The sequence below is a fragment of the Aquabacterium sp. genome (assembly GCF_044226965.1).
Lineage (GTDB): Bacteria > Pseudomonadota > Gammaproteobacteria > Burkholderiales > Burkholderiaceae_C > Pseudaquabacterium.
Genome location: NZ_JBGAGA010000008.1, coordinates 46,755 through 70,538, shown reverse-complemented (window position 1 = coordinate 70,538; position 23,784 = coordinate 46,755). Strand labels below are relative to the sequence as shown.

The window sequence follows — 23,784 nt, the reverse complement described above, 5'->3', positions numbered from 1 at the left end:
CCGCGCCCGATCAGAGGGCGCAGCTGCGGAAGCCGCAGAAGGCCGCGTCGTGCTCGGGCGGCAGGAAGCGGCGCGCCGCCGGGTGCTTCTGGCGCGGCACCGTGAGCCAGCTGCCGCCGCGCAGCGTGCGCCAGCCGGGCTCGGGCGGCAGCACGTCCAGCCGCGCCGGGCCATTGCGGTGGCCCGGGTAGCCACGCGCGACGCCGGCCACCCACTCGTGCACGTCGCCCCACACGAAGCCGCGCGCCGCTGCGCCGCAGGCCAGGGTCCACTCACCCTCGCTGGGCAGCCGGCGGCCGGCCCAGCGGCACCAGGCATCGGCTTCATAACTGCTCAAGTGCACGGCCGCCTGGCCGCCCGGCACGCGCTGCAGCCGGCCCTGGCGGCGCAGCAGCACGCCTCCGGCCAGCTGCTCCACATGCCGCGGCGCGCGCCGACCCAGGGCCTGTTGCCAGCGCCAGCCGACCTCGGACCACCAGGCCGGGTTGTCGTAGCCGCCGTCGTCGACGAACTCGGCGTACTGCGCCCAGCACACCGGCTGCGCGTCGATCTCGAACTCGGGCAAGGCCACCTCGTGCGTGTTGCGCTCGTTGTCGGGCACCAGGCCGCCCGGCGGCGAGCCGAGCGTCACGCGCTGGGCCGGGAACCACAGCGCATCGCGCCGGCCGCGCGCAGGCAGCTCGGGCCAGCGCTGGTCCGGCGTGGCCGCCGGTGCGCCCAGGGTCTGCGCCAGCACCGCGAGCGATTCGCCAAGGCGGTCCTCGTGCAGCAGGGCCAGGCGAAAGAAGTACAGCCCGGCATCGCTGGCATCGGACTTCTCCAGCAGGTCCAGCGTGTCGTCCAGCGTCGCCGCGAGGTAGTCGCGGATCGCCTCGGCCGCCGGCGCACTGCCCTGCCAGCGCTGCGCGCGGCTGGCCGCCTGCGGGTCCAGCCACCAGTCCAGCACCGGGTCGATCGAGGCCAGCCGCACTGCCTTGGCATCGGCCTGCTCGCCGCGGCCGCGCTGCACGAAGCGCGTGATCCAGAACTCCTGGAAGCGCGCGGCCTGCCCGGCGATCCAGGCCGGCGGGTCGAGCTCGGTCGGCGGCGTGGTCCAGCTCACGCCCTCGAAGGCCGCCAGGCGCTGCAAGGTGCGGTTGCGCGCGTCCATCAGCGCCAGCGACAGCGCGTCGGCGTCGGCCTGCCGCATCGCGACAGGGTCGTGGATGTTGACGGCCACGAACGACGATGAGCTCATCGTCGCTTCAGCGCCGCTGCCACGCGCCGCTCAGGCGCGTTCGATGCGCGCGAAGGCGCTGTGGTTGTGGATGGATTCGAAGTTCTCGACATCGACGCTGTAGCGGCCGATGCGGCCGTCGGCGTTCAGCCGCAGCGCGACATCGCGCACCATGTCTTCGACGAACTTCGGGTTCTCGTAGGCCCGCTCGGTGACCCACTTCTCGTCCTGGCGCTTGAGCATCGGCCAGATCTCGCTGGAGGCGGAGTCTTCCGCGAAGCGCACCAGCTCGTGCCACTCGATCGCGCCCTTCAGCTCGACCCGGATCGTCACCAGCGAGCGCTGGTTGTGCGCGCCGTAGTCCGAGATCTCCTTCGAGCACGGGCACAGGCTCTTCACCGGCACGCCGACCTCGGCCCACACCGAGGTGACGCCGGCGCGCCGCTCGGCGATCCAGCGGCCCTGGTAATCGAGCAGGCTCTGCACGCCCGAGACGGGCGCGCGCTTGCGCAGGAAGAACGCGAAGCGGGCCTCGATGCGCCCCGTGTCGGCATGCAGCTTGTCGAGCATCACGCCCAGCTCGTGGCGCAGCATGGCCGCGTCCATCGGCGCTTCCAGCGTGTCCAGCCAGGCGACGAAGCGCGACATGTGCGTGCCCTTCTGCTCGCGGGAATGTGCAGGGCGTCGGTCAGGTTGGTCATGGGTGTCAGGCTCGCGCTGGGCCCGGAGCATCGCATCGATTGTCGGGCCGCGCTGCGGCGGGGGCTTGTCGCGGCGGCGTCAGCATCAGTCGTTCACCGCGGGCTTGACGAGCTTCAGGGGACTGCCGAAGCGCTTGCGCACCGACTGCTCGATGCCCGGCGCGTCCAGGCCCAGCATCGCCAGCAGCTTGGCCGGGTCACCATGCTCGGTGAACTGGTCCGGCAAGCCCAGTTGCAGCAGCGGCGTGTCAAGGCCCAGCGAATGCAGCAGCTCGCCCACCGCGCTGCCGGCACCGCCGGCGACGCAGCCTTCCTCGATCGTGACCAGCGCGTCGTGGCTGCGCGCGAGCTCGGCCACCAGCGCGCCGTCGAGCGGCTTGGCAAAGCGCATGTTGACCACCGTGGCATCCAGCGCCTCGGCCGCTTCGAGCGCCGGGTACAGCACGGTGCCGAAGGCCAGCAGCGCGATGCGCTGGCCTTGGCCGCGCCCGATGCCGGACTGGCGGCGCAGCTCCGCGCGCGCCCAGGGCCAGGTGGCCAGGCCCGCTTCGGGCTGCCGGCCGACGCCGGCGCCGCGCGGGTAGCGCACCGCCACCGGGTGGTTCTGCGCGAAGGCCGTGCTCAGGGCCATGCGGCATTCGGCCTCGTCGGCGGGCGTCAGCACGCTGACGTTCGGGATGCAGCGCAGGTAGGCGATGTCGAAGGCGCCGCAGTGCGTCGCACCATCGGCACCGACAATGCCGGCACGGTCGAGCGCGAACACCACCGGGAGGTTCTGGATCGCCACGTCGTGGATCAGCTGGTCGTAGCCACGCTGCAGGAAGGTGGAATAGATCGCCAGCACCGGCTTCAGGCCTTCGCAGGCCAGGCCGGCGGCGAAGGTGACCGCGTGCTGCTCGGCAATGCCGACATCGTGGTAGCGCTTCGGGAAGCGCTGCTCGAACTCGACCAGGCCCGAGCCCTCGCGCATTNCGGGAATGTGCAGGGCGTCGGTCAGGTTGGTCATGGGTGTCAGGCTCGCGCTGGGCCCGGAGCATCGCATCGATTGTCGGGCCGCGCTGCGGCGGGGGCTTGTCGCGGCGGCGTCAGCATCAGTCGTTCACCGCGGGCTTCACGAGTTTGAGCGGACTGCCGAAGCGCTTGCGCACCGACTGCTCGATGCCCGGCGCGTCCAGGCCCAGCATCGCCAGCAGCTTGGCCGGGTCGCCATGCTCGGTGAACTGGTCCGGCAGGCCCAGCTGCAGCAGCGGCGTCTCGATACCCAGCGCATGCAGCAGCTCGCCCACCGCGCTGCCGGCGCCGCCGGCGATGCAGCCTTCCTCGATCGTGACCAGCGCGTCGTGGCTGCGCGCGAGCTCGGCCACCAGTGCACCATCGAGCGGCTTGGCGAAACGCATGTTGGCCACCGTGGCATCCAGCGCCTCGGCAGCTTCGAGCGCCGGGTACAGCACGGTACCGAAGGCCAGCAGCGCGATGCGCTGGCCTTGGCCGCGCCCGATGCCGGACTGGCGGCGCAGCTCGCCGCGCGCCCAGGGCCAGGTGGCCAGGCCCGCCTCGGGCTGCCGGCCGGCGCCGGCGCCGCGCGGGTAGCGCACCGCCACCGGATGGTTCTGCGCGAAGGCGGTGCTCAGGGCCATGCGGCATTCGGCCTCGTCGGCCGGGGTCAGCACGCTGACGTTCGGGATGCAGCGCAGGTAGGCGATGTCGAAGGCGCCGCAGTGCGTCGCACCATCGGCACCGACGATGCCGGCACGGTCGAGCGCGAACACCACCGGCAGGTTCTGGATCGCCACGTCGTGGATCAGCTGGTCGTAGCCGCGCTGCAGGAAGGTGGAGTAGATCGCCAGCACCGGCTTCAGGCCTTCGCAGGCCAGGCCGGCGGCGAAGGTGACCGCGTGCTGCTCGGCAATGCCGACATCGTGGTAGCGCTTCGGGAAGCGCTGCTCGAACTCGACCAGGCCCGAGCCCTCGCGCATCGCCGGCGTGATGCCGATCAACCGCTCGTCGGCCGCCGCCATGTCGCACAGCCACTGGCCGAACACCTGCGTGAAGGTGGGCTTCGGCGGCGTGGTCGGCTTGGTCAGGCCCACGGCCGGGTCGAACTTGCTCGGCCCGTGGTAGTTCACCGGGTCGGCCTCGGCCAGCTTGTAGCCGTAGCCTTTCTTGGTGACCACGTGCAGGAAGCGCGGGCCCTTCTTGTCGCGCAGGTTCTCCAGCGTCGGGATCAGCGCGTCGAGGTCGTGGCCATCGATCGGGCCGACGTAGGTGAAGCCCAGCTCCTCGAAGATGGTGCCGGGCACCACCATGCCCTTGGTGTGCTCCTCGAAGCGCTTGGCGAACTCGTACAGCGGCGTGCCCTTCAGCACGCTCTTGGCGCCTTCGCGCGCCTTGTCGTAGAAGCTGCCGCTCATCAGCCGCGCCAGGTGCTTGTTCAGCGCGCCGACCGGCGGCGAAATCGACATGTCGTTGTCGTTCAGGATCACCAGCACGTCGGCCGGGCCTGCACCCTCGGTGGCGCCGCCATGGTTCAGCGCCTCGAAGGCCATGCCGCCGGTGAGCGCGCCGTCGCCGATCACCGCCACCGCGCGGCGGTTCTCGCCCTTCACCCGGGCGGCATGGGCCATGCCGATGGCTGCGGAGATCGAGGTGGACGAGTGTGCGGTGCCGAAGGTGTCGTACTCGCTCTCGTCGCGGCGCGGGAAGCCCGACAGGCCGCCCAGCTGGCGCAGCGTGCCCATGCGGTCCTTGCGGCCGGTGAGGATCTTGTGCGGGTAGGTCTGGTGGCCCACGTCCCAGACCAGGCGGTCGTAGGGCGTGTTGAAGACGTAGTGCAGCGCAATCGTCAGCTCCACCGTGCCCAGGTTGGACGACAGGTGGCCCCCGGTCTTGCTGACGCTGGCGAGCAGGAACTCGCGCAGCTCGGCGGCCAGCTTGCGCAGGTCGGCCTGCGGCAGGCGGCGCAGGTCGGCCGGGCTGTGGATGGTGTCTAGCAGCGCAGTGCTCATGGCGGGCCAATCAGTGTTCGCGGTCGACGACGAGGTCGGCCAGCTGGCGCAGGTGTTCGCAACGCTCGGCGGCCAGGCCGCTGGCGGCCAGCGCCTCGTGCGCCGTGCGGCGCAGCGCCCGGGCTTCCGTGCGTGCGGCCTCGAGGCCGAGCACCGAGACGTAGGTCGGCTTGTTCAGGTGCTGGTCCTTGCCGGCGGTCTTGCCGAGCTTGTCCGAGGCCTGGGTCACGTCGAGGATGTCGTCCACCACCTGGAAGGCCAGTCCGATCGCGGCGCCATAGCGCGACAGCGCGGCCCAGCCGGCCGGCGTGGTGGGCCCGCAGGCCGCGCCCATCAGCACGCTGGCCTCGAGCAGCGCACCGGTCTTGCGGTGGTGCATGTCGCGCAGCTGGGCTTCGTCCAGCGGCTTGCCGGTGTTGGCCAGGTCGATGGCCTGGCCGCCGGCCATGCCGGCGTGGCCCGCGGCACGCGACAGCAGCGCACACAGCCGCGCCTGCAGGGCCGGGTCGACGCTGCCGTCCTCGGGTGTCAGCACCTCGAAGGCCAGCGCCTGCATCGCGTCGCCGGCCAGCATGGCGCCGGCTTCGCCAAAGCGCACATGCACGGTGGGCTTGCCACGTCGCAGCACGTCGTTGTCCATGCAGGGCATGTCGTCGTGCACCAGCGAATACGCATGGATCAATTCAACCGCCACCGCAGCATGCAGCGCCGCCGCGGCATCGCCCTGCACCGCTTCGCAGGCCGCCCGCACCAGCAGCGGCCGCAGGCGCTTGCCGCCGTCGAGCACGCCGTAGCGCATGGCCTCGCCCAGGCCTGCCGGCGCGTCGGCCGGCACCCAGCGTTCGAGCGCCTGCTCCACCTGCAGCAGTGCGTCGCGCATCCAGGCCGAGAAGCTCATTCCGGCGCCCAATCCTTCAGCTGCCCCTCTTCGAGCACCTTCACCTGGGCCTCCACCGCCTGCAGCCGCTCGCGGCAGAAGGCCAGCAGCTCGGCGCCGCGCCGGTAGTTGTCGAGCAGGCCATCCAGCGGCATCTGTCCGCTCTCCATCGCCTGCACCAGGCGTTCGAGTTCGGCCAGCGCGTCTTCGTAGCGGGCGGGCTCGGCCGCTGTGGCGGCAGCCGCGGAAGGAGGGGATGCGGGCATGAGGCGGTTCGAGGGCAAGCGCACGATTTTAGTCGCGCACGCCCGTTGCCAACCGACCCCGCGGGTACACTCCCGCCTTCGGCCACTCGCTCGGGTGGCCGTTCTTGTCATTGGACAAACCCATCCGCGGGGCCACCGGGTGGGGGTTTTGACATCCTTGCTGGAGATCCTGGGGATCATGTCGGACCTGAGCATCAGTCTCGAAGCTCTTGCGCGCAGCCATTCAAGCACGCGCTCGCAACTCTCAGTCACCACCTACTTCGCCGAAGACCTCTTCCGTCGCGAGATGGAGCTGATCTTCCAGCACGGCCCGCGCTACCTCGGGCACGAGCTGGCCGTGCCCGAGGTGGGCGACTTCTACGCGCTGCCCCAGGAAGGCGAGGGCCGCGCGCTGGTGCGCACGCCCGAGGGCGTGCGGCTGCTGTCCAATGTCTGTCGCCACCGCCAGGCCGTGATGCTGCGCGGCCGCGGCAACACCCGCTCGAACATCGTCTGCCCCCTGCACCGCTGGACCTACGACCTGCAGGGCCAGCTGCAGGGCGCGCCGCACTTCGAGCAGGACCCCTGCCTGCACCTGAACAACTATCGCACCCGCACCTGGAACGGCCTGGTGTTCGAGGACAACGGCCGCGACATCGTCGGCGAGCTCGACGGCATCGGCCCGCGCGCGCAGCTGGACTTCAGCGGCTACGTGCTCGACAAGGTGCAGCTGCACGAGTGCAACTACAACTGGAAGACCTTCATCGAGGTCTACCTCGAGGACTACCACGTCGGGCCGTTCCACCCGGGGCTGGGCCGCTTCGTCAGCTGCGACGACCTGCAGTGGGAATTCGGCCGCCACCACTCGGTGCAGACGGTGGGCGTACGCGACGCGCTGGCCCGCCCCGGCTCGGCCACCTACCGGCGCTGGCACGAGGCGGTGATGGCCTTCAACGGTGGCCAGCCACCGGCGCATGGTGCGATCTGGCTCACGTACTACCCGAACATCATGATCGAGTGGTACCCGCACGTGCTGGTGGTCTCGGCGCTGTACCCCAAGGGTCCGCAGAAGACGCTGAACGTCGTCGAGTTCTACTACCCCGAGGAAGTGGCCGCCTTCGAGCGCGAGCTGGTCGAGGCCGAACAGGCCGCCTACATGGAGACCTGCGTCGAGGATGACGAGATCGCCGAGCGCATGGACGCCGGCCGCCGCGCGTTGATGGAGCGCGGCGACGACGAGGCCGGCCCCTACCAGAGCCCGATGGAGGACGGCATGCGCCACTTCCACGAGTGGTACCGGCGCGTGATGGGCATCGGGCGCGCCAGCTGGTAGGCCCGGCCCAGGGAGGCGCTCGAAGTGCCAGTTTGTCACGCCCCGCCCCCCGGCTGGCGCCTCACCCTGATTGAGGGGGGGGCGGCGGGTGGGGCTCCAACTGATAATTTAAGGACAAGCACTTGGCTTGCACTCCACAGGCTCGCAGGGGAATTGCATGATGAACAACAGCTTCGACGGTGATCGGGACACGCTCCCCAGCGCGCCGCACGATGTCGATCCCCTGACGGGCCCCACCCCGCTGAACGCCGGACGCCGGCGCCTGTTCCGCGGTGTGGGCGGTGGCGCAGGCGTGCTGATGGCCATCAGCGCCAAGTCGGCGCTGGGAGGCGGGGTCTGCCAGAGCCCTTCGGCGATGATGAGCGGCAACACCAGCCCGCGTGCGGGCAACGGCACCACCTGCTCCGGCGGTCTCTCGCCCGGCTATTGGGTGCAGCCCCAGCACTCGCCCAACTGGACGACGGCAGGCGGCGTCTTTCCGCAGTTCAACGGCAACATCGTCACCTGCACGAGCAACCTGAATCAGGTCGTCTTCAGCGACATCACCAACCAGGGTACGACGATCCAGAGCATCTTCTCAGGCTGGACGTCGAAGAGTGCGTACAAGGGTGCCGTGAGCATCTGGTGGGTCATCAACGCGCCCAACGATGCGATGTTCGGTGGGCCGGGTGGCGTGGGCCAGTTGCTGCGCCACCTCAGTTGCGCCTGGCTCAATGCCGGCTATTTCCAGGGTTCGAGCGCCAAGTACCCCCTCACCAAGGCCCAGGTCATCGACATGTGGGTTCAGCTGAGCACCAAGGGTTCGTATTGCCCCACCACGCTCACCTGCACCAAGCCCTGGACGGCCACTGATGTCATCAATTACATCAGCGGCATGTACGACGTGAATGCCCCGGTCGACAACCTGTGCAAGGCGTAGCGCCAGGTCACGCTGCCACAGCGGCAGCGTGGACCATCCGCGCGGGACGTGACCTTCGATTCGGGCCGGACTGGCCCGAGTCCTCGGATCGGCTGGCCTTCGATGCCTGCTCCGGAGACTTCTGGGTTCTGGATGAACTCGGCCATCGCGTACTGCGACGGCTGCTGGACCGGGCCCCGCTTCCAGCGGGGCAATTGCAGGCCGAGTTTGGTCTGCGCACGGACGGGTCGGACGTCGGCGATGCCTTGGCAAACGTCCTGGCGCGACTGCAGGAAGCGGGGCTGATCCAGCCGACGCCGGCCCACGCTGCCTGACCGCCGGTGTTCGACGCCACGCTGCACATTCCGCCGTTCACGGTCCGGCTGCGCTCGCCCTTCGCGTCCGTGCGCCGGCATGTCGAGACCTTCTATTCCCAGTCCCTGCTGTCGGAAGACAGTCGCGACTTCATCGACTTCGACGTCGAGATCCTGCCGGGCCGCGGCGTGCGCAGGGTCTGGCGGCGCCAGGCCAGGTTCCTGCTGGACGGCGTCGAGCCCTTCTATCCGCTGCCAGCGGCCCAGGCGGCCCCGATGTTCGAGTGGGGCATGAACTGGTGCGTGGCGCAACGGCCCATGGGCTGGCTCGTCATGCATGGCGCCGTGCTGGCGCGCGAGGGCGCGGCGCTCGTGATGCCAGGCTTCCCAGGCGCGGGCAAGAGCACGCTGTGCGCGTCGCTCGCATTCATCGAGGGCTGGCGCCTGCTCTCCGATGAAATGACGGTGCTGGACCCCGCCGACGGACTGCTGCTGCCGCACCCCCGCCCCATCAGCCTGAAGAACAACTCGATCGATGTGGTGGCAGCCTTTCCGGAAGCACGCCTCGGACCCATCTACCGCGACACCCGCAAGGGAACGATCACCCACGCGGCCTGCCCGCCGGCTTCACTGCGGCAGGCAGACCAGCGGGCGCGCGCAGCCTGGATCGTGTTCCCGCGATTCGAGGCAGGGGCAACCCTGCGCATCGAGCAGCTCAGCCGGGTCGAAGCCTTCACGCTGATCTCCGAGCAGTCGTTCAACGGCGAACGCATGGGGGCCCCGGGCTTCGAGGCCCTGTGCGCCATGCTCGATCATGTGAGCTGCCACGAACTGGTCTATGGCTCGACCGAGCAGGGCCTGGAGGGCATTCGAAGGATCTGCGTCACATGAGGTCGACGCGGCAAGCCCGGCTCGACCTGCTGCGGATCCTGGTGGAACCCGACCGAGCCAGCCATCTCACCAACGCCGACTGGTCGGTCCTGGTGGCCACCGCGCGCGATGCCAATCTCCTCGGCGCCCTGGCGACACGGCTGGACGGCACCGGCGTGCGGCCTTGCGCGCAGGCCCAGCGCCATCTGGAGGGGATGCGCCGGATGGGTGAACGCCAGCACCTGTCGATCCGTTGGGAGGCGCATCAGCTCCAGGACGCACTGGGCCCGCTCGGCATCCCGGTCGTCCTGCTCAAGGGCAGCGCCTATGTCATGGCCTACCCGGAGATCGGACGGGGACGCCTGTTTGGCGACGTCGACATCCTGGTGCCCAGAGAAGCGCTGGGCGACGTGGAAAGCTGCCTGATGCTGCAAGGCTGGATCAGCGCGAAAAGCGACCCCTACGACCAGCGCTACTACCGCGAATGGATGCACGAGCTGCCGCCGATGAGCCACGTGCGTCGAGGGACCGTGCTCGACATCCATCACAACATCCTGCCGCTGACGGCCCGCAACGCGCCCGACCCGAAGAGCATCCTGGCGCGTTCGCGGCCGCTGCCGGACCTGCCCGCGCTGCGCGTTCCCTGCCCGGAAGACCTCGTGACGCACTGCCTCACGCACCTGGTGCACGAGGGTGAGTTGCAGAACGGGTTGCGCGACCTGAATGACGCCGACCGGATGTTGCGGCTCTTTGCCCGGACGCCTGGCTTCTGGGAACGCCTGCAGGCGGTGGCCGCCGGCAACGACCTCGCCGGGCCGGTCGCCCTGGGCCTGCGGCTGGTCGCCCGGCTGTTCGAAACCCCCGTGCCAGCGGGCTGGGTGGCGTCGCTCGAGCAGTCGCTGGCGCCAGCCCGGCGGTGGAGCCAGTGGCAGGGCACCTACGAAGCAGCCCTGCTGGCGCCATCGCCCGGCACGGGCGGCCTGCGCGCTGCGTGGGCCCGACAGCGGGTCTACCTGCGCGCGCATGCCCTGCGCATGCCTGTCGGATTGCTGGCCCGTCATCTGGCGCGCAAGGCGTGGATGCGTCAGCGCGGCGCAGCCGCCGACAGCGAGGCCGCCTGAGCAGGGCGACAGCCACTACCCGCCTCAGGCCAGATGCGCGGCGCTGAAGGCCTTCAGCAGCGGCCAGCCGCCGGTCCCGGTCCGCGTTCGCGGCGCAGCCGCCGAGCCAGCTCGAAGTAGGCCGCTGCCGCCGCACGGTAGACCTGCTGAACGCCATCGCCTGGGGCCGCGGTGGCCGGCTGGGCGAGCAGCGCGCGCACCAGGCGTACCAGGATGCCCGCATCCCCCACGCCATGCGGCCGGGCCGGCAGCATGGCCTGGGCACCGATGAACTCGGGCAAAGGCACGATTGCGAAAGCCGACGGCACCAGGGCCCGCCCCTCGCGCGCGAGCTGCTGCCGCAGCCGCCAGGGCTGCCCGTAGACCGCCACCACCTCGGGCCGCCGCGGGTCGACCAGGTCGGCCAGCGCGCGCGCCGCGCCGCCCGCGGCATCCACCTGCCAGTGCTGCAGCAGTTGCCGGCGCAGCTGGCCCAGCCCGTCGAGCGAGCGCGGATCGAGGAACAGGCCCACCTCGTCGAGGTCGGCGCGCCGGTGCCAGCCGGTGTGCTCGGCAAACAAGGGTCCGACCCAGCCATGCTCGGCCGCCGCGTCGTCGTCCAGCAGGGGCAGGCGGGGCCGCAGGCCGCCTGCGACCAACGCCACGAGACTCGGCGCACGCGCGCCGGCAGCCTGGGCCTTGACGCGGTGCACCAGCATCGCGAAGGGCTCCACCGCCGCGGCCAGCGCCTCGCCTTCGAACATCGAAGTCCAGTTCATGCGCAGGGAGTGCGCGGCAGCGCTGCCGCGCTCCAGGGAAAGGCGGCATCATTGCACTCGAAGACGAGAGAAATCTTCCTCAATGCACCAGCATCTTCGCCACAATTGAGAATTTTCTTCTCGAATTCAGCCATGAACGAGAACACTTCACTTCTCGACCAGCACAGCCTGAACATCCTGCTCGAACTGCAGCGCGACGCGCGGCAGACGCTGCAGCAGATCGCCGAAGCGGTGGGCCTGTCGCCCACGCCCTGCTGGCGCCGCATCAAGGACATGGAAGCCGCCGGCGTGATCCGGGGCTACACGGTCACGGTGGACCGCGAGGCGGTGGGCCTGAACATCTCGGCCGTCACCGAGGTCAACCTCGATCGCCACAGCGAGCAGCATGTGCGGCGCTTCGAGGAGGCGGTGGCCGCCTGCCCGCAGATCGTGCGCTGCGTGTCGGCCACCGGATCGGCCGACTACATCCTCACCGTGCTGGCGCCGGACATCAAGCGCTACGAGCGCTTCCTGCAGGACACGCTGTTCAAGCTGCCCGGCGTGACGCACGTGCGCTCGAGCATCGTGCTGCGCGAGGTGAAGTCCGACGCCACGCTGCCGCTGGGGCAGGACGGCACGGCGGCACCGCGCCGCCGCACCCGCTGAGCGCTGGCGCGCCCCGGTCTCAGGGCTGGTACAGCCAGGCGCCCTTGTCGATCTTCACCATCACCCGCGCGCGCTGGTCCAGCCCGAGGTGGTCGTTGGCCGACATGTTGAACACCCCGTGCGCGCCCGCCACGTTGCGCACGCGCTCCAGCGCATCGCGCAGCGCGGCGCGGAAGGCCGGCGTGCCAGGCTCGGCGGTCTTGCCCACCGACGCCACCGCCGCCTGCAGCAGCAGGCCGGCGTCCCAGGCATGCGCGCCGAAGGTGGACACCGAGCCCTTGCCGTAGGCCGCCTCGTAGGTGGTGACGTAGTGCAGCGCGGTCTTGCGCACCGGGTGGTTGTCCGGCAGCTGCGTGGCCACCAGCACGCCGCCCGAGGGCAGGTAGGTGCCTTCGACGTCCTTGCCGCCGACGCGCAGGAAATCGTTGTTGGCCACGCCGTGGGTCTGGTAGACCTTGCCGGTGTAGCCACGCTCCTTCAGGGCCTTCTGCGGCAGGGCAGCCGGCGTGCCGGAGCCGGCGATCAGGATGGCCTGCGGATTGGCCGAGGTGAGCTTGAGCACCTGGCCGGTGACCGACGAATCGGTGCGGTTGTAGCGCTCGGAGGCCACAACCGAAATGCCCTTCAGGCCGGCGGCCTTGCCGAACTCGGTGAGCCAGCCCTCGCCATAGGCGTCGGCAAAGCCGATGAAGCCGACCGTCTTGATGCCATGGTCGGCCATGTGCTGGGCGATCGCCAGCGCCATCATGATGTCGTTCTGCGGCGTCTTGAAGACCCAGCGGCGCTTGGCGTCCATGGGCTCGACGATGCGCGACGAGGCCGCCAGCGAGATCATCGGCGTCTGGCTCTCGGACACCACGTCGAGCATCGCCAGCGAGTTCGGCGTGGTGGTGGAGCCGATGATCACGTCGACCTTGCTCTCGGTGATCAGCCGCCGGGCATTGGCCACCGCGGCCGTGGTGTCCGAAGCGTCGTCGAGCACGATGTAGTTGACCTTGTGGCCGCTCATCGTCTTGGGTAGCAAGTCGATCGTGTTCTTCTCGGGAATGCCGAGCGATGCCGCCGGCCCGGTGGCCGAGACGGTGACGCCCACGGTGATGTCGGCCCGCGCGGCCAGCGCGGTGGCGGCCAGCGCCAACGCGGCCAGCCAGGGGCGCAGCTTCAGGATCTTCATGCGACGGTCTCCTTTTTCGTCCTTCGGGTACGGGAATCGGCAGTGTGGCCCGGCGGCGGCGCTTCAGGCATCCGGACCGACGCCAAGCCACCGAGGAAAAGATCGACGACGACCGGCGCCATCGCGGCATGGCTCAGCGGCCCGTCGGGCTTCAGCCAGGTGAACATCCAGTTGATCATGCCGAACAGCAGCATCGTCAACGGCGTGGCGAGCGCGGCACCGGCCAGGTCCGGTCGCAGCGCGGCCACGGTCTCGGCAAAGGCCGCGACGACCTGGCGTTCGCCACCGAGCACCCGCTCGCGCGCCTCGGCGTCGAGGAACTTCACGTCCTCGGTCAGCACGCGGTGCTGGTGCTGCGCATCGGCATAGGCCTGCACGAAGCGCAGGATCAGTTGCGCCAGCGCCTCGCGCGGCGGCAGCTCTTCGGCCCGGACCGCGGCCACCAGCGCCTGCAGCCGGGCGATGTGGGCTTCGGCCACGCGCAGCAGCAGCTCGTGCTTGTCGCGCACGTAGTGGTACAGCGTCGGCTTGCTGATGCCGCAGGCCGCAGCCACCTGGTTCATCGAGGTCAAGGGGTAGCCCTGGTGCGCGAACAGCGCTGCGGCCTGCGCGAGGATCAACTCGCGCTGGTCGTCGAAGCCGGCGCTGCGGGTGCGGGCCATCAGCGGTCGTCGAACGAGACCGTCACCGTCGGCGTCAGAGGATGCGCCTGGCAGGTGAGGATGAAGCCGGCAGCGAGGTCGGCCTGCTCGAGCGCGAAGTTGCGGTCCATGCGCACCTCGCCGGCCTGCAGCCGCGCGCGGCAGGTGCCGCAGACGCCGGACTTGCAGGAGTACGGCACGTCCATGCCGGCGCGCGCGGCGGCCTGCAGCAGGTGGCCGTCGCGGGCCTCGAAGGGCACCACGCGGGTGAGCCCGTCGCGCACGATGGTGATCTGCGCCTGCGCCGCGTCCCCGGCCTGCGGCGCGACGGTTGGGGCAGCGCCCTCGCCCGGCACGCCGAAGCGTTCGACATGGATGCGCTCGGGCGCCAGCCCGGCCTCGCGCAGCGCGGCCTCGGCCTCGTCGTTCATCGCATGCGGGCCGCAGATGTAGGCGGCATCCACGCCCCGCACGTCGACCAGCGTCCGCAGGAACAGCGCCAGCTTGTCGTGGTCGACGCGGCCGCTGTTCAGCGGTGCATCGACCGGCTCGCGCGAGAACACGGTGTGGATGGCCAGCCGCGTCAGGTGGCGGTTCTTCAGGTCTTCCAGCTCGTCCTTGAACATCGTCGAGGCGCCGCTGCGGTTGCCGTAGATCAGCGTGCAGCGGCTGCCCGGTTCCTGCGCTAGCAGGCTGCGGACGATGGCCAGGATCGGCGTGATGCCGCTGCCGCCGGCGATCGCCAGCACATGCCGGCGCGCGCCGGGCTCGGGCCGGAACACGAAGCGGCCCTGCGGCGGCATCACCTCGATGCGGTCGCCGGCCTGCAGCGCCTGGTGCACCCAGCCCGAGAACACGCCGCCCGGCACGCGGCGGATGCCCACGCGCAGCAAGGGCTCGTCGGTGCCCGAGCAGATGGAATAGGAGCGGCGCTGTTCCTCGCCGGCCAGCGTGTGGCGCAGCGTGAGGTGCTGGCCGGGCTCGAAGCGGAAGGCCTCGCGCAGCGCGGCCGGTATCTCGAGGCCCAGCACCAGCGCATCTTCGGCCTCGGGCCGGCATTCGGCGATGCGCAGCGCGTGGAAGTGGGTGTCGGTGCTCATCGTCCAGGGCTCACAGCGGCTTGAAGTATTCGAAGGGCTCGGCGCAGGCGCGGCAGCGGTACAGCGCCTTGCAGGCGGTGGCACCGAAGGCCGAGAGCCGCTCGGTCTGCTGCGAGCCGCAGCGCGGGCACGGCACCTGCGGCGTGGCGAAGCGGATCGTCTGCTCCACGCGCGGGCCCGGCGGCGCGATGCCGTACTCGCGCAGCTTGCGGCGGCCTTCGTCGCTGATCCAGTCGGTGGTCCAGGCGGGCGCCCGCTGCAGCCGGACACGCACCGGCCCGAGGCCTGCGGCCTCCAGCGCCTCGCGCGCCATCGACTCGATCAGCTCGGTGGCCGGACAGCCGGAGTAGGTGGGCGTGAGCACGACCTCCAGGCCGTCGTCGTCGCTGTGCAGCGCGCGCACCAGGCCCAGGTCCAGCAGCGAGATCACCGGCACCTCGGGGTCCATCACGGTGGCCAGCACCTCGCGCGCCAGCGTGGCCCGGTCGCGCAGCTCGGCGCCGCACATCACCAGGCACCCCCGGGGTAGGCGCGCTGCAGGTGCTGCATCTCGGCCAGCAGGTAACCCATGTGCTCGCTGTGGCGGCCATTGCGGCCGGTGGAGCGGAAAGCCGTGACGGCCGGCGGCACCAGGCCCGCCTCGTCCAGCACCGGCTGCAGCTCGGCGCGCCATTCGGCCTGCAATTCGGCCAGCGAAGGCCCGAGGCCCGTCTGCGCCGCGGCGGCATCCACCGCATCGGCTTCGAACAGCTCGGCCACGTAGGGCCAGGCCCGCTGCAGCGCGGCCTGCATGCGGGCGGCCGATTCGGCGGTGCCGTCGCCCAGCCTAACCACCCATTCGGCGGCATGGCCCTGGTGGTAGCGCGCCTCCTTCAGCGCCTTGCCCGCGATGGCCGCCAGCTCGGCATCGCGCGAGGCCTGCAGCCGCTGCCACAGCAGCTTGAACCAGCCCGCCAGCAGCAGGTTGCGCAGCACGGTGTCGGCAAAGTCGCCACCGCCGCGGCGCAGCGGCAGCTCGGCCAGCGTGAGGTTGCGGTAGCCGGACTCGTCGCGCAGGAAGGCGAGCTGGTCCTCGTCGAGGCCGCGGCCATCGAGCGCCGCAACATGCGACAGCAGTGCGCGCGCCTGACCCAGCAGGTCCAGCGCCATGTTCGACAGCGCGATGTCTTCCTCGATGATGGGCGCGTGGCCGCACCATTCGCACAGGCGCTGCGCGTGGATCAGCGCGGTGTCGGCGATGCGCAGGATGTAGTCGGTGTCCGCCCGCGGCGGCAGCGTGATCGATGCGGTCATGCCGGCCCCGCTACATGTGGTTCACTGCGTCGGGCAGCGTGTAGAAGGTCGGGTGGCGGTAGACCTTGTCGTCGGCCGGCTCGAACAGCTGGTCCTTCTGGTCCGGGTCGCTGGCGACGATCTGGTCCGAGCGCACCACCCAGATGCTCACGCCTTCCTGGCGCCGGGTGTAGACCTCGCGTGCCATGCGCACCGCCATCTTGGCGTCGGACGCATGCAGGCTGCCGCAGTGCTTGTGGTCCAGGCCGGCCTTCGGGCGCACGAACACTTCCCACAGCGGCCACTCGTTTTGAACGTTATCCATGTCATTGCCTCCTTCAGGCCGCCTGTTGCTGCGCGCGCGCCGCGCGCTTGCGCTCGTGCGCCAGCGCGGCCTCGCGCACCCAGGCGCCGTCGTCGCGGGCCTTGATGCGCGCGGCCAGCCGCTCGCGGTTGCAAGGGCCGTCGCCGCCCACCACGCGCCAGAACTCGTCCCAGTCGATCGGGCCGAAGTCATGGTGGCCGCGTGCCTCGTTCCATTTCAGCAGCGGGTCGGGCATCGTCACGCCCAGCACCTGGGCCTGCTGCACCGTGGCGTCGACGAACTTCTGGCGCAGGTCGTCGTTGCTGATGCGCTTGATGCCCCAGCGCATCGACTGCGCCGAGTGCGTGCTCTCGCTGTCCGGCGGGCCGAACATCATCAGGCTGGGCCACCACCAGCGGTTCACCGCGTCCTGCACCATCGCGCGCTGTGCGTCGGTGCCCTTCTGCATCATCGTCAGCAGCGCGTCGTAGCCCTGGCGCTGGTGGAACGATTCCTCGCGGCAGATGCGGATCATCGCCCGGGCATAAGGCCCATAGCTGCAGCGGCACAGCGGGATCTGGTTCATGATCGCCGCGCCGTCGACCAGCCAGCCGATCACGCCGACATCGGCCCAGGTCAGCGTCGGGTAGTTGAAGATCGAGCTGTACTTGGCGCGGCCCGCGTGCAGCGCCTCGATCATCTGGTCGCGGCTCTCGCCCAGCGTCTCGGCCGCGGCGTACAGGTACAGGCCGTGGCCACCCTCGTCCTGGATCTTGGCCAGCAGGATGGCCTTGCGCTTGAGCGTGGGCGCACGCGTGACCCAGTTGCCCTCGGGCAGCATGCCGACGATCTCGGAATGCGCATGCTGGCTGATCTGGCGCAGCAGGGTCTTGCGGTAGTGCGCTGGCATCCAGTCGCGCGGCTCGATGAAGCCGCCTTCGTCGATGCGCGCATCGAAGCGCTCTTCCAGCACCGCCTCGTCGGCCGTGCGCACCCTGGCGCGCGCTTCCGGGGGTGCCGTGTCCATGGCCTGGGTGTACATGGCCGCTCCTTTCGTGTGTTGTCTAGCGCGGCCGCCGGTCGATGACGCGGCGCGCCTTGCCGACCAGCGTGCGCTCGATCGAGTCTGGTGCACCCACCGTGACGCGCGCACTGACGCCGATCAAGGTCTTGATGCGGTGCTGCAGCTCGTGGCCGATGGCCTCGGCGGGCGCGCCGGCATGCTCGGGCAGCAGCTCGCAGCGCACCTCCAGCGCGTCGAGCAGCGATTCGCGCGTCACCACCAGCTGGTACTGGCCGGCCAGCTGCCCCTGCTTGAGCACCAGTTCCTCGATCTGCGTGGGAAACACGTTGACGCCGCGGATGATCAGCATGTCGTCCGAGCGCCCGACGATCTTGCCCATGCGCCGCATGCTGCGCGCGGTGGGCGGCAGCAGGCGCGTGAGGTCGCGCGTGCGGTAGCGGATGACCGGCAGCGCCTGCTTGGTCAGCGTGGTGAACACCAGCTCGCCTTCACTGCCCTCGGGCAGCACCTCGCCGGTGTCGGGGTCGATGATCTCGGGATAGAAGTGGTCCTCCCAGATCACCGGGCCGTCCTTGGACTCGATGCACTCGTTGGCCACGCCCGGGCCCATCACTTCCGAGAGGCCGTAGATGTCCACCGCATCGATCGCCGCGCTGGCCTCGATGTCGGCCCGCATCGCCTCGGTCCAGGGCTCGGCGCCGAAGATGCCCACGCTGATGGACATCGCGCGCGGGTCCGCGCCCTGGCGCCGGAACTCCTCGATGATCACCTGCATGTAGCTCGGCGTCACCATGATGATGTCGGGCCGGAAGTCCTGGATCAGCTGCACCTGCTTCTCGGTCTGGCCGCCGGACATCGGGATCACCGTGCAGCCCAGGCGTTCGGCGCCGTAGTGCGCGCCCAGGCCGCCGGTGAACAGGCCATAGCCGTAGGCCACGTGCACGATGTCGCCGGCGCGGCCGCCGGCAGCGCGGATCGAGCGCGCCATCAGCTGCGCCCAGGTGTCGATGTCGGCCTGCGTGTAGCCCACCACGGTGGGCTTGCCGGTGGTGCCCGATGACGCATGGATGCGCACCACCTGCTCGCGCGGCACCGCGAACATGCCGAAGGGATAGTTCGCGCGCAGGTCGGCCTTGGACGTGAACGGGAACTTCGCCAGGTCGGCCAGCGTGCGGCAGTCGGACGGGTGCACGCCGCGCTCGTCGAACGCCTTGCGGTAGTGCGGCACGCGCTCGTAGGCCTGCGCCAGCGTCTGCTGCAGGCGCTGCAGTTGCAGAGCCTGCAGCTCGTCGCGGCTGGCGCGCTCGATGGGCTCCAGGTCGCCGGCGCGGGGTTGCTTCACGGGCATGGCTTCAGGTTCCTCGCGTGACCGGGCTGCCGCCGATGACCGGCCGCCCCTTCATCGTGTACGAGCGGCCACGGAAGGCCGCAATGCGCTGGCCGCGCTGGTTGCGCACCTCGATGTCGTAGACACCGGTGCGACCGGACTTGTTGAGCTCGTTCGCTTGCGCGGTCAACACGTCGCCCTCGTGCGAAGGCGCGAACAGTTCCATCGCAAAGCCCGAGGCCACGGTCAGCTCGTCATAGGCATTGCAGGCATAGGCGAAGGCCGTGTCGGCCAGCGTGGCCACCAGGCCGCCATGACAGATCGCGAAGCCGTTGAGCATGTCCGCCCGCACCGTCATCGACGCGCGGGCGCTGCCGGGGCCGATGGCGTCCACCGTGATGCCCAGCGTGCGCAGCACGGTGTCGTGGGCCAGCATCTGCGCCCGCACCTGCTCGGCGATCTGCTGGGCTGCGGCGGCGCTGTCGCTCATGGCTCGATGGACTCCAGAAGGGTACCGACCGGTCGGTCGATTAATTTTGAGCGAATGCTAAGGCCGTCCTTGCCGTCAAGGCAAGCCGGTGCGGGGCGGGGTTTCCCCCAAGCGAGGTGCCTGGTCCGAGCCCCTGCCGCCGGCGCGACGGAAGTCACGCCCGGTTGCCGGCTGCGACCGGAGTGAAACTTTCCACTCCCGGCGATGCAACGGATCTGCAACGGCCGCCACTCAGCATGCATCCATCGGCTGCCCACCAGCCGGCAACGCATCGAAGGAGCCCGACATGACCCGTTCCCGCCTGCTCATCCAAGCCAGCCGCCAGCGACAGCAGCGCCGCGCGCCGCGCCTGGGATCGCGCCTGATGCGCGGCTCAGCGTCCGCCGGCCACCTTGCGCAGCAGCTCGAACAGCATCGCGCGCTCGGCCGCGCTGAGGCGGCCGTCTAGTTCGCGCTCCATCGGGCCGGCGGCCTGCGCCGCCTCGCGCGAGAGCACCAGCCCGGCATCGGTGAGCACGATGTTCTGCGAGCGTCGGTCGGCCAGATTGCGCTCGCGGCGCAGCAGCTCGCGTGCCTGCAGGCGGTCCAGCAGCAGCGTCAGGTTCGGCGCGCTCAGGGCCAGCACCTGGCCGAGCCTTTTGGGCGATAGCGGGCCATTGGCCAGCAGCAGCATCAGGATCGAGAACTCCACCTTGCGCAGGTTGAAGCGCTCGCCCACGTGGCGCTCGAACATGTCCACCGTGGTGACCGCGGCCTGGGCGATGTGGTAGCCCAGCACGTCGGAGAGCGTGCCGAGCGTGATCTCGCGCTCCGGTGCCATCCGTTCCTTCGCCACGCGCCTGGGTTCAGTCACGCTTGCGTGCGGCGCCCAGGTAGGTGTCGATCACCCGCGGGTCCACCGCCAGCTGCCGGGCCGGCCCTTCGAGCGCGATGCTGCCGGTCTCCAGCACGTAGCCATGGTCGGCCACCTCGAGCGCGGCGCGGGCGTTCTGCTCGATCAGCAGGATGCTGACGCCCTGCGCGCGCAGCTGCTCGATGATGCGGAAGATCTCGCGCACGATCAGCGGCGCCAGGCCCAGGCTGGGTTCGTCCAGCATCAGCAGCTTGGGGCCGGACATCAGCGCTCGGCCCACCGCCAGCATCTGCCGTTCGCCACCGGAGAGCGTTCCGGCCAGTTGCATGCGCCGCTCCTTCAGCCGCGGGAACAGCGTGTAGACGCGCTCGAGTTCGCCACGCCAGTTCGGCACCCGCAGCTTCATCGCGCGGAATCCGCCGAGCACCAGGTTGTCTTCCACCGGCATGGTGCCGAACAGCTCGCGCTTCTCGGGCACCAGCGCCAGGCCCAGCATCACGCGCTCTTCCAGCGTGACGTCGGCAAGGTCCACGCCGTCGAAGCGCACCTGCCCGCGTGAGGGCAGCACCGCCATCAGCGCGTTCAGCGTGGTGGACTTGCCCGCGCCGTTGGGTCCGATGATGGTGGCCACCTGGCCCTTGGCCACCGCGAAGTTCAGGCCGGTCAGCACCTCGGCGCGGCCGTAGCCGGCATGCAGGCCGGTGACCTGGAGCAATGCGTCGCTCATCTCAGTGTTCCGTTCCGAGGTAGGCCGCGCGCACGACCGGGCTGGCCTGCACCTCGGCCGGCGTGCCTTCGATCAGCCGGGTGCCGAACTCCATCACGACGATGCGGTCGGTCAGGCCCATCACGAAGTCCATGTCGTGCTCGACCAGCAGGATGCTCATGCCCTCGGCCTTCAGCTGGCGCAGCACGTCGGCCAGCGCCTGCTTTTCCTTGTGGCGCAGGCCGGCGGCGGGTTCGTCCAGCAGCAGCAGCGCGGGGTCGGTGCACAGCGCGCGGGCAATCTCCATCAGCCGCTGCGGGCCCAGCGCCAGGTTGCCGGCCAGCTCGTGCATCTTGTCGGCCATGCCGATGCGCGCCAGCTGCGCCTCGGCCTCGGCGAACAGGCGCTTCTCCTCGGCCCGGTCCAGCCGCAGCATCGCGCGCACCGCGCCGGACTGGGTGCGTAGGTAGCCGCCCAGCGCCACGTTTTCCAGCACCGTCATCTCGGGAATCATCTTCACGTGCTGGAAGGTGCGCGAGATGCCGCGCCGCGCAATCTCGCGCGAGGGCTTGCCGTCGATGCGCTCGCCGCGGAAGCGCACCTCGCCCGAGGTGAGCTCGAGCACGCCGGTGATCAGGTTGAAGGTGGTGGACTTGCCCGCGCCGTTCGGGCCGATCAGGCCGACGATGTCGCCGCTCTTGATCTGGAAGCTCACGTCGTTGACGGCCACCAGCCCGCCGAAGGTCTTGCGCACCGCGGCCACGTCGAGCATCAGCTCACCGCCAGCTGGTTTGGCACGCGGCGCCAGGCGCGGCGCATCGCCCCAGTCGCGCACGCGCTGGCGCTGCGGCAGCCAGCGGGTGACGAAGGTCCACAGCCCGTCCGGTGCGTACTTCAGCACCGCCACCAGCACCAGGCCGAACACGATGATCTCGAAGTTGCCGCTGGTGCCGATCAGCTGGGGCAACAGCACCTGCAGCTGGTCTTCGATGATCTTGACCACTGCCGCGCCGAGGAAGGCGCCCCACACGTGGCCGACGCCGCCCAGCACCGCGATGAACAGGTACTCGATGCCGCGCTGCAGGCCGAAGGGCGAGGGGTTCACCGTGCGCTGGAAATGGGCGAACAGCCAGCCCGAGATGGCCGCCAGCACTGCCGCCAGCACGAACACCAGCACCTTGTAGCGGAAGGTGGAGATGCCCATGGCCTCGGCCATCGTCGTGCCGGTCTTCAGCGCACGGATCGCGCGGCCGGGCCGCGAATCGAGCAGGTGCGTGACGGCCAGCGCGCCGACCAGCGCGAACAGCCAGATCAGCAGGTAGATGCCACGCCCGCTGCCGAGGTTGAAGCCCGCCAGCGTGATGGCCGGCACGCCGAGGATGCCGTCGTACTTGCCGAGGAACTCCATGTTCGACATGGTGTAGAAGATGGTCAGCCCCCACGCGATGGTGGCCAGCGGCAGGTAGTGGCCCGACATGCGCAGCGTGATCGCGCCCAGCGCCAGCGCGACGACGACGCTCAACACGATGCCCAGCACCAGCGTGATCCAGGGCGACTGCAGCAGGCCGCCGGCCAGGGCCGGTGCCAGGTCGGGCAGCTTCACCGACAGGAAGGCCGCGGTGTAGGCACCCACGCCGACGAAGGCCGCCTGGCCGAACGAGGTGAGCCCGGCCACGCCGGTCAGCAGCACCAGGCCCAGCGCCACCAGCGCATAGAGGCCGATGTAGTTGAGCTGGGTGATCCAGAAGTCCGGCAGCGGCAGCAGCGGCACCGCCACCAGCATCAGCACCGCGAACAGGGGAAAGGCGAGTCGCTGCATGGCAGGCTTGGGCTTGTTGTGGTCGTCGCGGGGTGGGTCAGTGCTCTTCGCCGTGCGGATCGCGCAGCGAGCGCCACAGCAGCACCGGGATGATCGAGCTGAACACGATCACCTCCTTGAAGGCGCTGGCCCAGAAGGAGCCGAAGCTTTCCAGCAGGCCGACGCACAGCGCCCCGATCAGGGCCTGCGGATAGCTCGAGAGCCCTGCGAACACCGCGGCGACGAAGCCTTTCAGGCCGATCAGGAAGCCGGAGTCGTAGAACACCGTGGTGGTCGGGCCGATCAGCAGGCCGGACAGCGCACCAATGAAGGCGGCCATCGTGAAGGTGAGGCGCCCGGCCGAATCGGACGATATGCCCATCAGTCGCGCGCCCAGCCGATTGACCGCTGTGGCCCGCAGCGCCTTGCCGTACAGCGAGCGCTCGAAGAACAGCCACAGCGCGACGATCAGCGCGATCGACGCGAGGAAGATGATCAGCGTCTGTCCGCTGAAGGTGAGCGCCCCGACGTTGAAGCGCGCATCCCAGAAGCTCGGGTTGCGGAAGCCCTCGGCGCCGAAGAAGAACAGACCCAGGCCGGTGAGCGCGAAGTGCACGCCGACCGAGACGATCAGCAGCACCAGCACGGTGGCATCGGCCAAGGATTCATAGGCCAGGCGGTAGATCAGCGATCCGAAGGGCGTGACCAGCGCCAGCGTCAGCAGGGCCTGCACCAGCAGCGGAAAGTTCTTCGGCGCGGCCCAGATGCAGACCAGCGAGATCGCCACCGGATAGGCCAGCGTGCGGAGCACGCGAGCGGCCACGCGCGGCGCCGACTGGTGCTGCTGCAGGCCCTGCACCACGTCGGCCACCGCTGCGCCAGCGGCCAGCACGAGCAGGAACCACACCGTGCCGGGCACCTTGCCGAGCTGGAACACGGCCAGCGTCAGCGCCCCGAAGGCGACGAACTCGCCCTGCGGGATGAAGATCACCCGGGTGACGGCAAACACCAGCACCGTGGCCAGCGCCAGCAGCGCGTAGACCGCACCGTTGGTGACGCCATCGAGTGCCAGGATGCTGGCGATTGACAGGTCCATCTTGGCCGCTTCTTTA

General features: G+C 69.9%; 24 protein-coding genes and 2 pseudogenes. 5 read left to right on the top strand and 21 right to left on the bottom strand.

Going from position 1 to position 23,784, the window contains the following annotated elements; translation table 11 throughout:
* Positions 1-10 precede the first annotated feature (10 nt).
* From ACILR4_RS05650 to xseB, 6 genes and pseudogenes are all read right to left on the bottom strand, one after another.
* Complete coding sequence (locus ACILR4_RS05650; protein WP_395699858.1) at positions 11-1,237, bottom strand: SUMF1/EgtB/PvdO family nonheme iron enzyme; 1,227 nt, start codon at positions 1,235-1,237, stop codon at positions 11-13.
* Between the two features lie 30 nt (positions 1,238-1,267).
* Positions 1,268-1,882: pseudogene (gene folE2, locus ACILR4_RS05645) on the bottom strand (GTP cyclohydrolase FolE2); the annotation flags it as partial.
* 120 nt (positions 1,883-2,002) lie between these two features.
* A pseudogene (locus ACILR4_RS05640) lies at positions 2,003-2,893 on the bottom strand (transketolase C-terminal domain-containing protein); the annotation flags it as partial.
* A 115-nt stretch (positions 2,894-3,008) separates the two neighbouring features.
* Positions 3,009-4,922, bottom strand: coding sequence for a 1-deoxy-D-xylulose-5-phosphate synthase (gene dxs, locus ACILR4_RS05635; protein ID WP_395699857.1), 1,914 nt, complete (start codon positions 4,920-4,922; stop codon positions 3,009-3,011).
* Positions 4,923-4,932: 10 nt separating this feature from the next.
* Positions 4,933-5,820, bottom strand: coding sequence for a polyprenyl synthetase family protein (locus tag ACILR4_RS05630; RefSeq protein WP_395699856.1), 888 nt, complete (start codon positions 5,818-5,820; stop codon positions 4,933-4,935).
* Positions 5,817-6,065 carry an exodeoxyribonuclease VII small subunit gene (gene xseB, locus ACILR4_RS05625; RefSeq protein WP_395699855.1) on the bottom strand — a complete coding sequence of 83 codons (249 nt, stop codon included), beginning with the start codon at positions 6,063-6,065 and terminating at the stop codon, positions 5,817-5,819. The genes ACILR4_RS05630 and xseB overlap by 4 nt, the downstream gene beginning before the upstream one ends.
* Before the next feature lie 178 nt (positions 6,066-6,243).
* Here xseB and ACILR4_RS05620 point away from each other — a divergent pair, with 178 nt between their 5' ends.
* From ACILR4_RS05620 to ACILR4_RS05605, 4 genes are all read left to right on the top strand, one after another.
* Positions 6,244-7,377 carry an aromatic ring-hydroxylating dioxygenase subunit alpha gene (locus ACILR4_RS05620; protein ID WP_395699919.1) on the top strand — a complete coding sequence of 378 codons (1,134 nt, stop codon included), beginning with the start codon at positions 6,244-6,246 and terminating at the stop codon, positions 7,375-7,377.
* A 160-nt stretch (positions 7,378-7,537) separates the two neighbouring features.
* Complete coding sequence (locus ACILR4_RS05615; RefSeq protein ID WP_395699854.1) at positions 7,538-8,296, top strand: hypothetical protein; 759 nt, start codon at positions 7,538-7,540, stop codon at positions 8,294-8,296.
* A 320-nt stretch (positions 8,297-8,616) separates the two neighbouring features.
* Positions 8,617-9,480, top strand: a complete 864-nt coding sequence (locus tag ACILR4_RS05610; protein WP_395699853.1) for an HprK-related kinase A — start codon at positions 8,617-8,619, stop codon at positions 9,478-9,480.
* On the top strand, positions 9,477-10,580 hold the full coding sequence (locus ACILR4_RS05605) for a nucleotidyltransferase family protein (protein WP_395699852.1): 1,104 nt from the start codon (positions 9,477-9,479) through the stop codon (positions 10,578-10,580). The genes ACILR4_RS05610 and ACILR4_RS05605 overlap by 4 nt, the downstream gene beginning before the upstream one ends.
* 53 nt (positions 10,581-10,633) lie before the next feature.
* Here ACILR4_RS05605 and ACILR4_RS05600 read toward each other — a convergent pair whose 3' ends face one another.
* Complete coding sequence (locus tag ACILR4_RS05600; RefSeq protein ID WP_395699851.1) at positions 10,634-11,338, bottom strand: hypothetical protein; 705 nt, start codon at positions 11,336-11,338, stop codon at positions 10,634-10,636.
* On the bottom strand, positions 11,335-11,472 hold the full coding sequence (locus ACILR4_RS05595) for a hypothetical protein (RefSeq protein ID WP_395699850.1): 138 nt from the start codon (positions 11,470-11,472) through the stop codon (positions 11,335-11,337). The genes ACILR4_RS05600 and ACILR4_RS05595 overlap by 4 nt, the downstream gene beginning before the upstream one ends.
* On the opposite strand from ACILR4_RS05595, the gene ACILR4_RS05590 reads away from it, so the two are divergent.
* Positions 11,471-11,983, top strand: coding sequence for an Lrp/AsnC family transcriptional regulator (locus ACILR4_RS05590; RefSeq protein ID WP_395699849.1), 513 nt, complete (start codon positions 11,471-11,473; stop codon positions 11,981-11,983). The two genes, ACILR4_RS05595 and ACILR4_RS05590, sit on opposite strands and share 2 nt — an antisense overlap.
* Positions 11,984-12,002: 19 nt before the next feature.
* Here the strand turns inward: ACILR4_RS05590 and ACILR4_RS05585 are convergent, their stop codons facing one another.
* The 13 genes from ACILR4_RS05585 to ACILR4_RS05525 form a co-directional block, all read right to left on the bottom strand.
* Positions 12,003-13,157, bottom strand: a complete 1,155-nt coding sequence (locus tag ACILR4_RS05585) for an ABC transporter substrate-binding protein (protein ID WP_395699848.1) — start codon at positions 13,155-13,157, stop codon at positions 12,003-12,005.
* Positions 13,154-13,819 (bottom strand): TetR/AcrR family transcriptional regulator, encoded by a 666-nt coding sequence (locus tag ACILR4_RS05580; RefSeq protein WP_395699847.1) that lies wholly within the window; start codon positions 13,817-13,819, stop codon positions 13,154-13,156. The genes ACILR4_RS05585 and ACILR4_RS05580 overlap by 4 nt, the downstream gene beginning before the upstream one ends.
* A complete protein-coding gene (gene paaE, locus ACILR4_RS05575) occupies positions 13,819-14,898 on the bottom strand; it encodes a 1,2-phenylacetyl-CoA epoxidase subunit PaaE (RefSeq protein WP_395699846.1) in 1,080 nt (359 codons plus the stop codon). The genes ACILR4_RS05580 and paaE overlap by 1 nt, the downstream gene beginning before the upstream one ends.
* 10 nt (positions 14,899-14,908) lie before the next feature.
* Entirely contained in the window at positions 14,909-15,406 is a 498-nt protein-coding gene (gene paaD / locus ACILR4_RS05570) for a 1,2-phenylacetyl-CoA epoxidase subunit PaaD (protein ID WP_395699918.1), read from the bottom strand.
* On the bottom strand, positions 15,406-16,191 hold the full coding sequence (paaC, locus tag ACILR4_RS05565; RefSeq protein WP_395699845.1) for a 1,2-phenylacetyl-CoA epoxidase subunit PaaC: 786 nt from the start codon (positions 16,189-16,191) through the stop codon (positions 15,406-15,408). Before paaC ends, paaD begins: the two co-directional genes overlap by 1 nt.
* Positions 16,192-16,201: 10 nt before the next feature.
* Positions 16,202-16,495 carry a 1,2-phenylacetyl-CoA epoxidase subunit PaaB gene (gene paaB, locus ACILR4_RS05560; protein ID WP_395699844.1) on the bottom strand — a complete coding sequence of 98 codons (294 nt, stop codon included), beginning with the start codon at positions 16,493-16,495 and terminating at the stop codon, positions 16,202-16,204.
* A 13-nt stretch (positions 16,496-16,508) separates the two neighbouring features.
* On the bottom strand, positions 16,509-17,516 hold the full coding sequence (gene paaA / locus ACILR4_RS05555; protein ID WP_395699843.1) for a 1,2-phenylacetyl-CoA epoxidase subunit PaaA: 1,008 nt from the start codon (positions 17,514-17,516) through the stop codon (positions 16,509-16,511).
* A 22-nt stretch (positions 17,517-17,538) separates the two neighbouring features.
* Complete coding sequence (paaK, locus tag ACILR4_RS05550; protein WP_395699842.1) at positions 17,539-18,846, bottom strand: phenylacetate--CoA ligase PaaK; 1,308 nt, start codon at positions 18,844-18,846, stop codon at positions 17,539-17,541.
* A 4-nt stretch (positions 18,847-18,850) separates the two neighbouring features.
* Positions 18,851-19,315 carry a hydroxyphenylacetyl-CoA thioesterase PaaI gene (gene paaI, locus ACILR4_RS05545; RefSeq protein ID WP_395699841.1) on the bottom strand — a complete coding sequence of 155 codons (465 nt, stop codon included), beginning with the start codon at positions 19,313-19,315 and terminating at the stop codon, positions 18,851-18,853.
* Positions 19,316-19,688: 373 nt separating this feature from the next.
* A complete protein-coding gene (locus ACILR4_RS05540) occupies positions 19,689-20,168 on the bottom strand; it encodes a MarR family winged helix-turn-helix transcriptional regulator (protein ID WP_395699840.1) in 480 nt (159 codons plus the stop codon).
* Positions 20,161-20,895, bottom strand: coding sequence for an ABC transporter ATP-binding protein (locus ACILR4_RS05535; RefSeq protein ID WP_395699839.1), 735 nt, complete (start codon positions 20,893-20,895; stop codon positions 20,161-20,163). The genes ACILR4_RS05540 and ACILR4_RS05535 overlap by 8 nt, the downstream gene beginning before the upstream one ends.
* 1 nt (position 20,896) lies before the next feature.
* On the bottom strand, positions 20,897-22,693 hold the full coding sequence (locus ACILR4_RS05530) for an ABC transporter permease subunit (protein ID WP_395699838.1): 1,797 nt from the start codon (positions 22,691-22,693) through the stop codon (positions 20,897-20,899).
* 37 nt (positions 22,694-22,730) lie between these two features.
* Positions 22,731-23,768, bottom strand: a complete 1,038-nt coding sequence (locus ACILR4_RS05525) for a branched-chain amino acid ABC transporter permease (protein WP_395699837.1) — start codon at positions 23,766-23,768, stop codon at positions 22,731-22,733.
* Between the last annotated feature and the right edge of the window lie 16 nt (positions 23,769-23,784).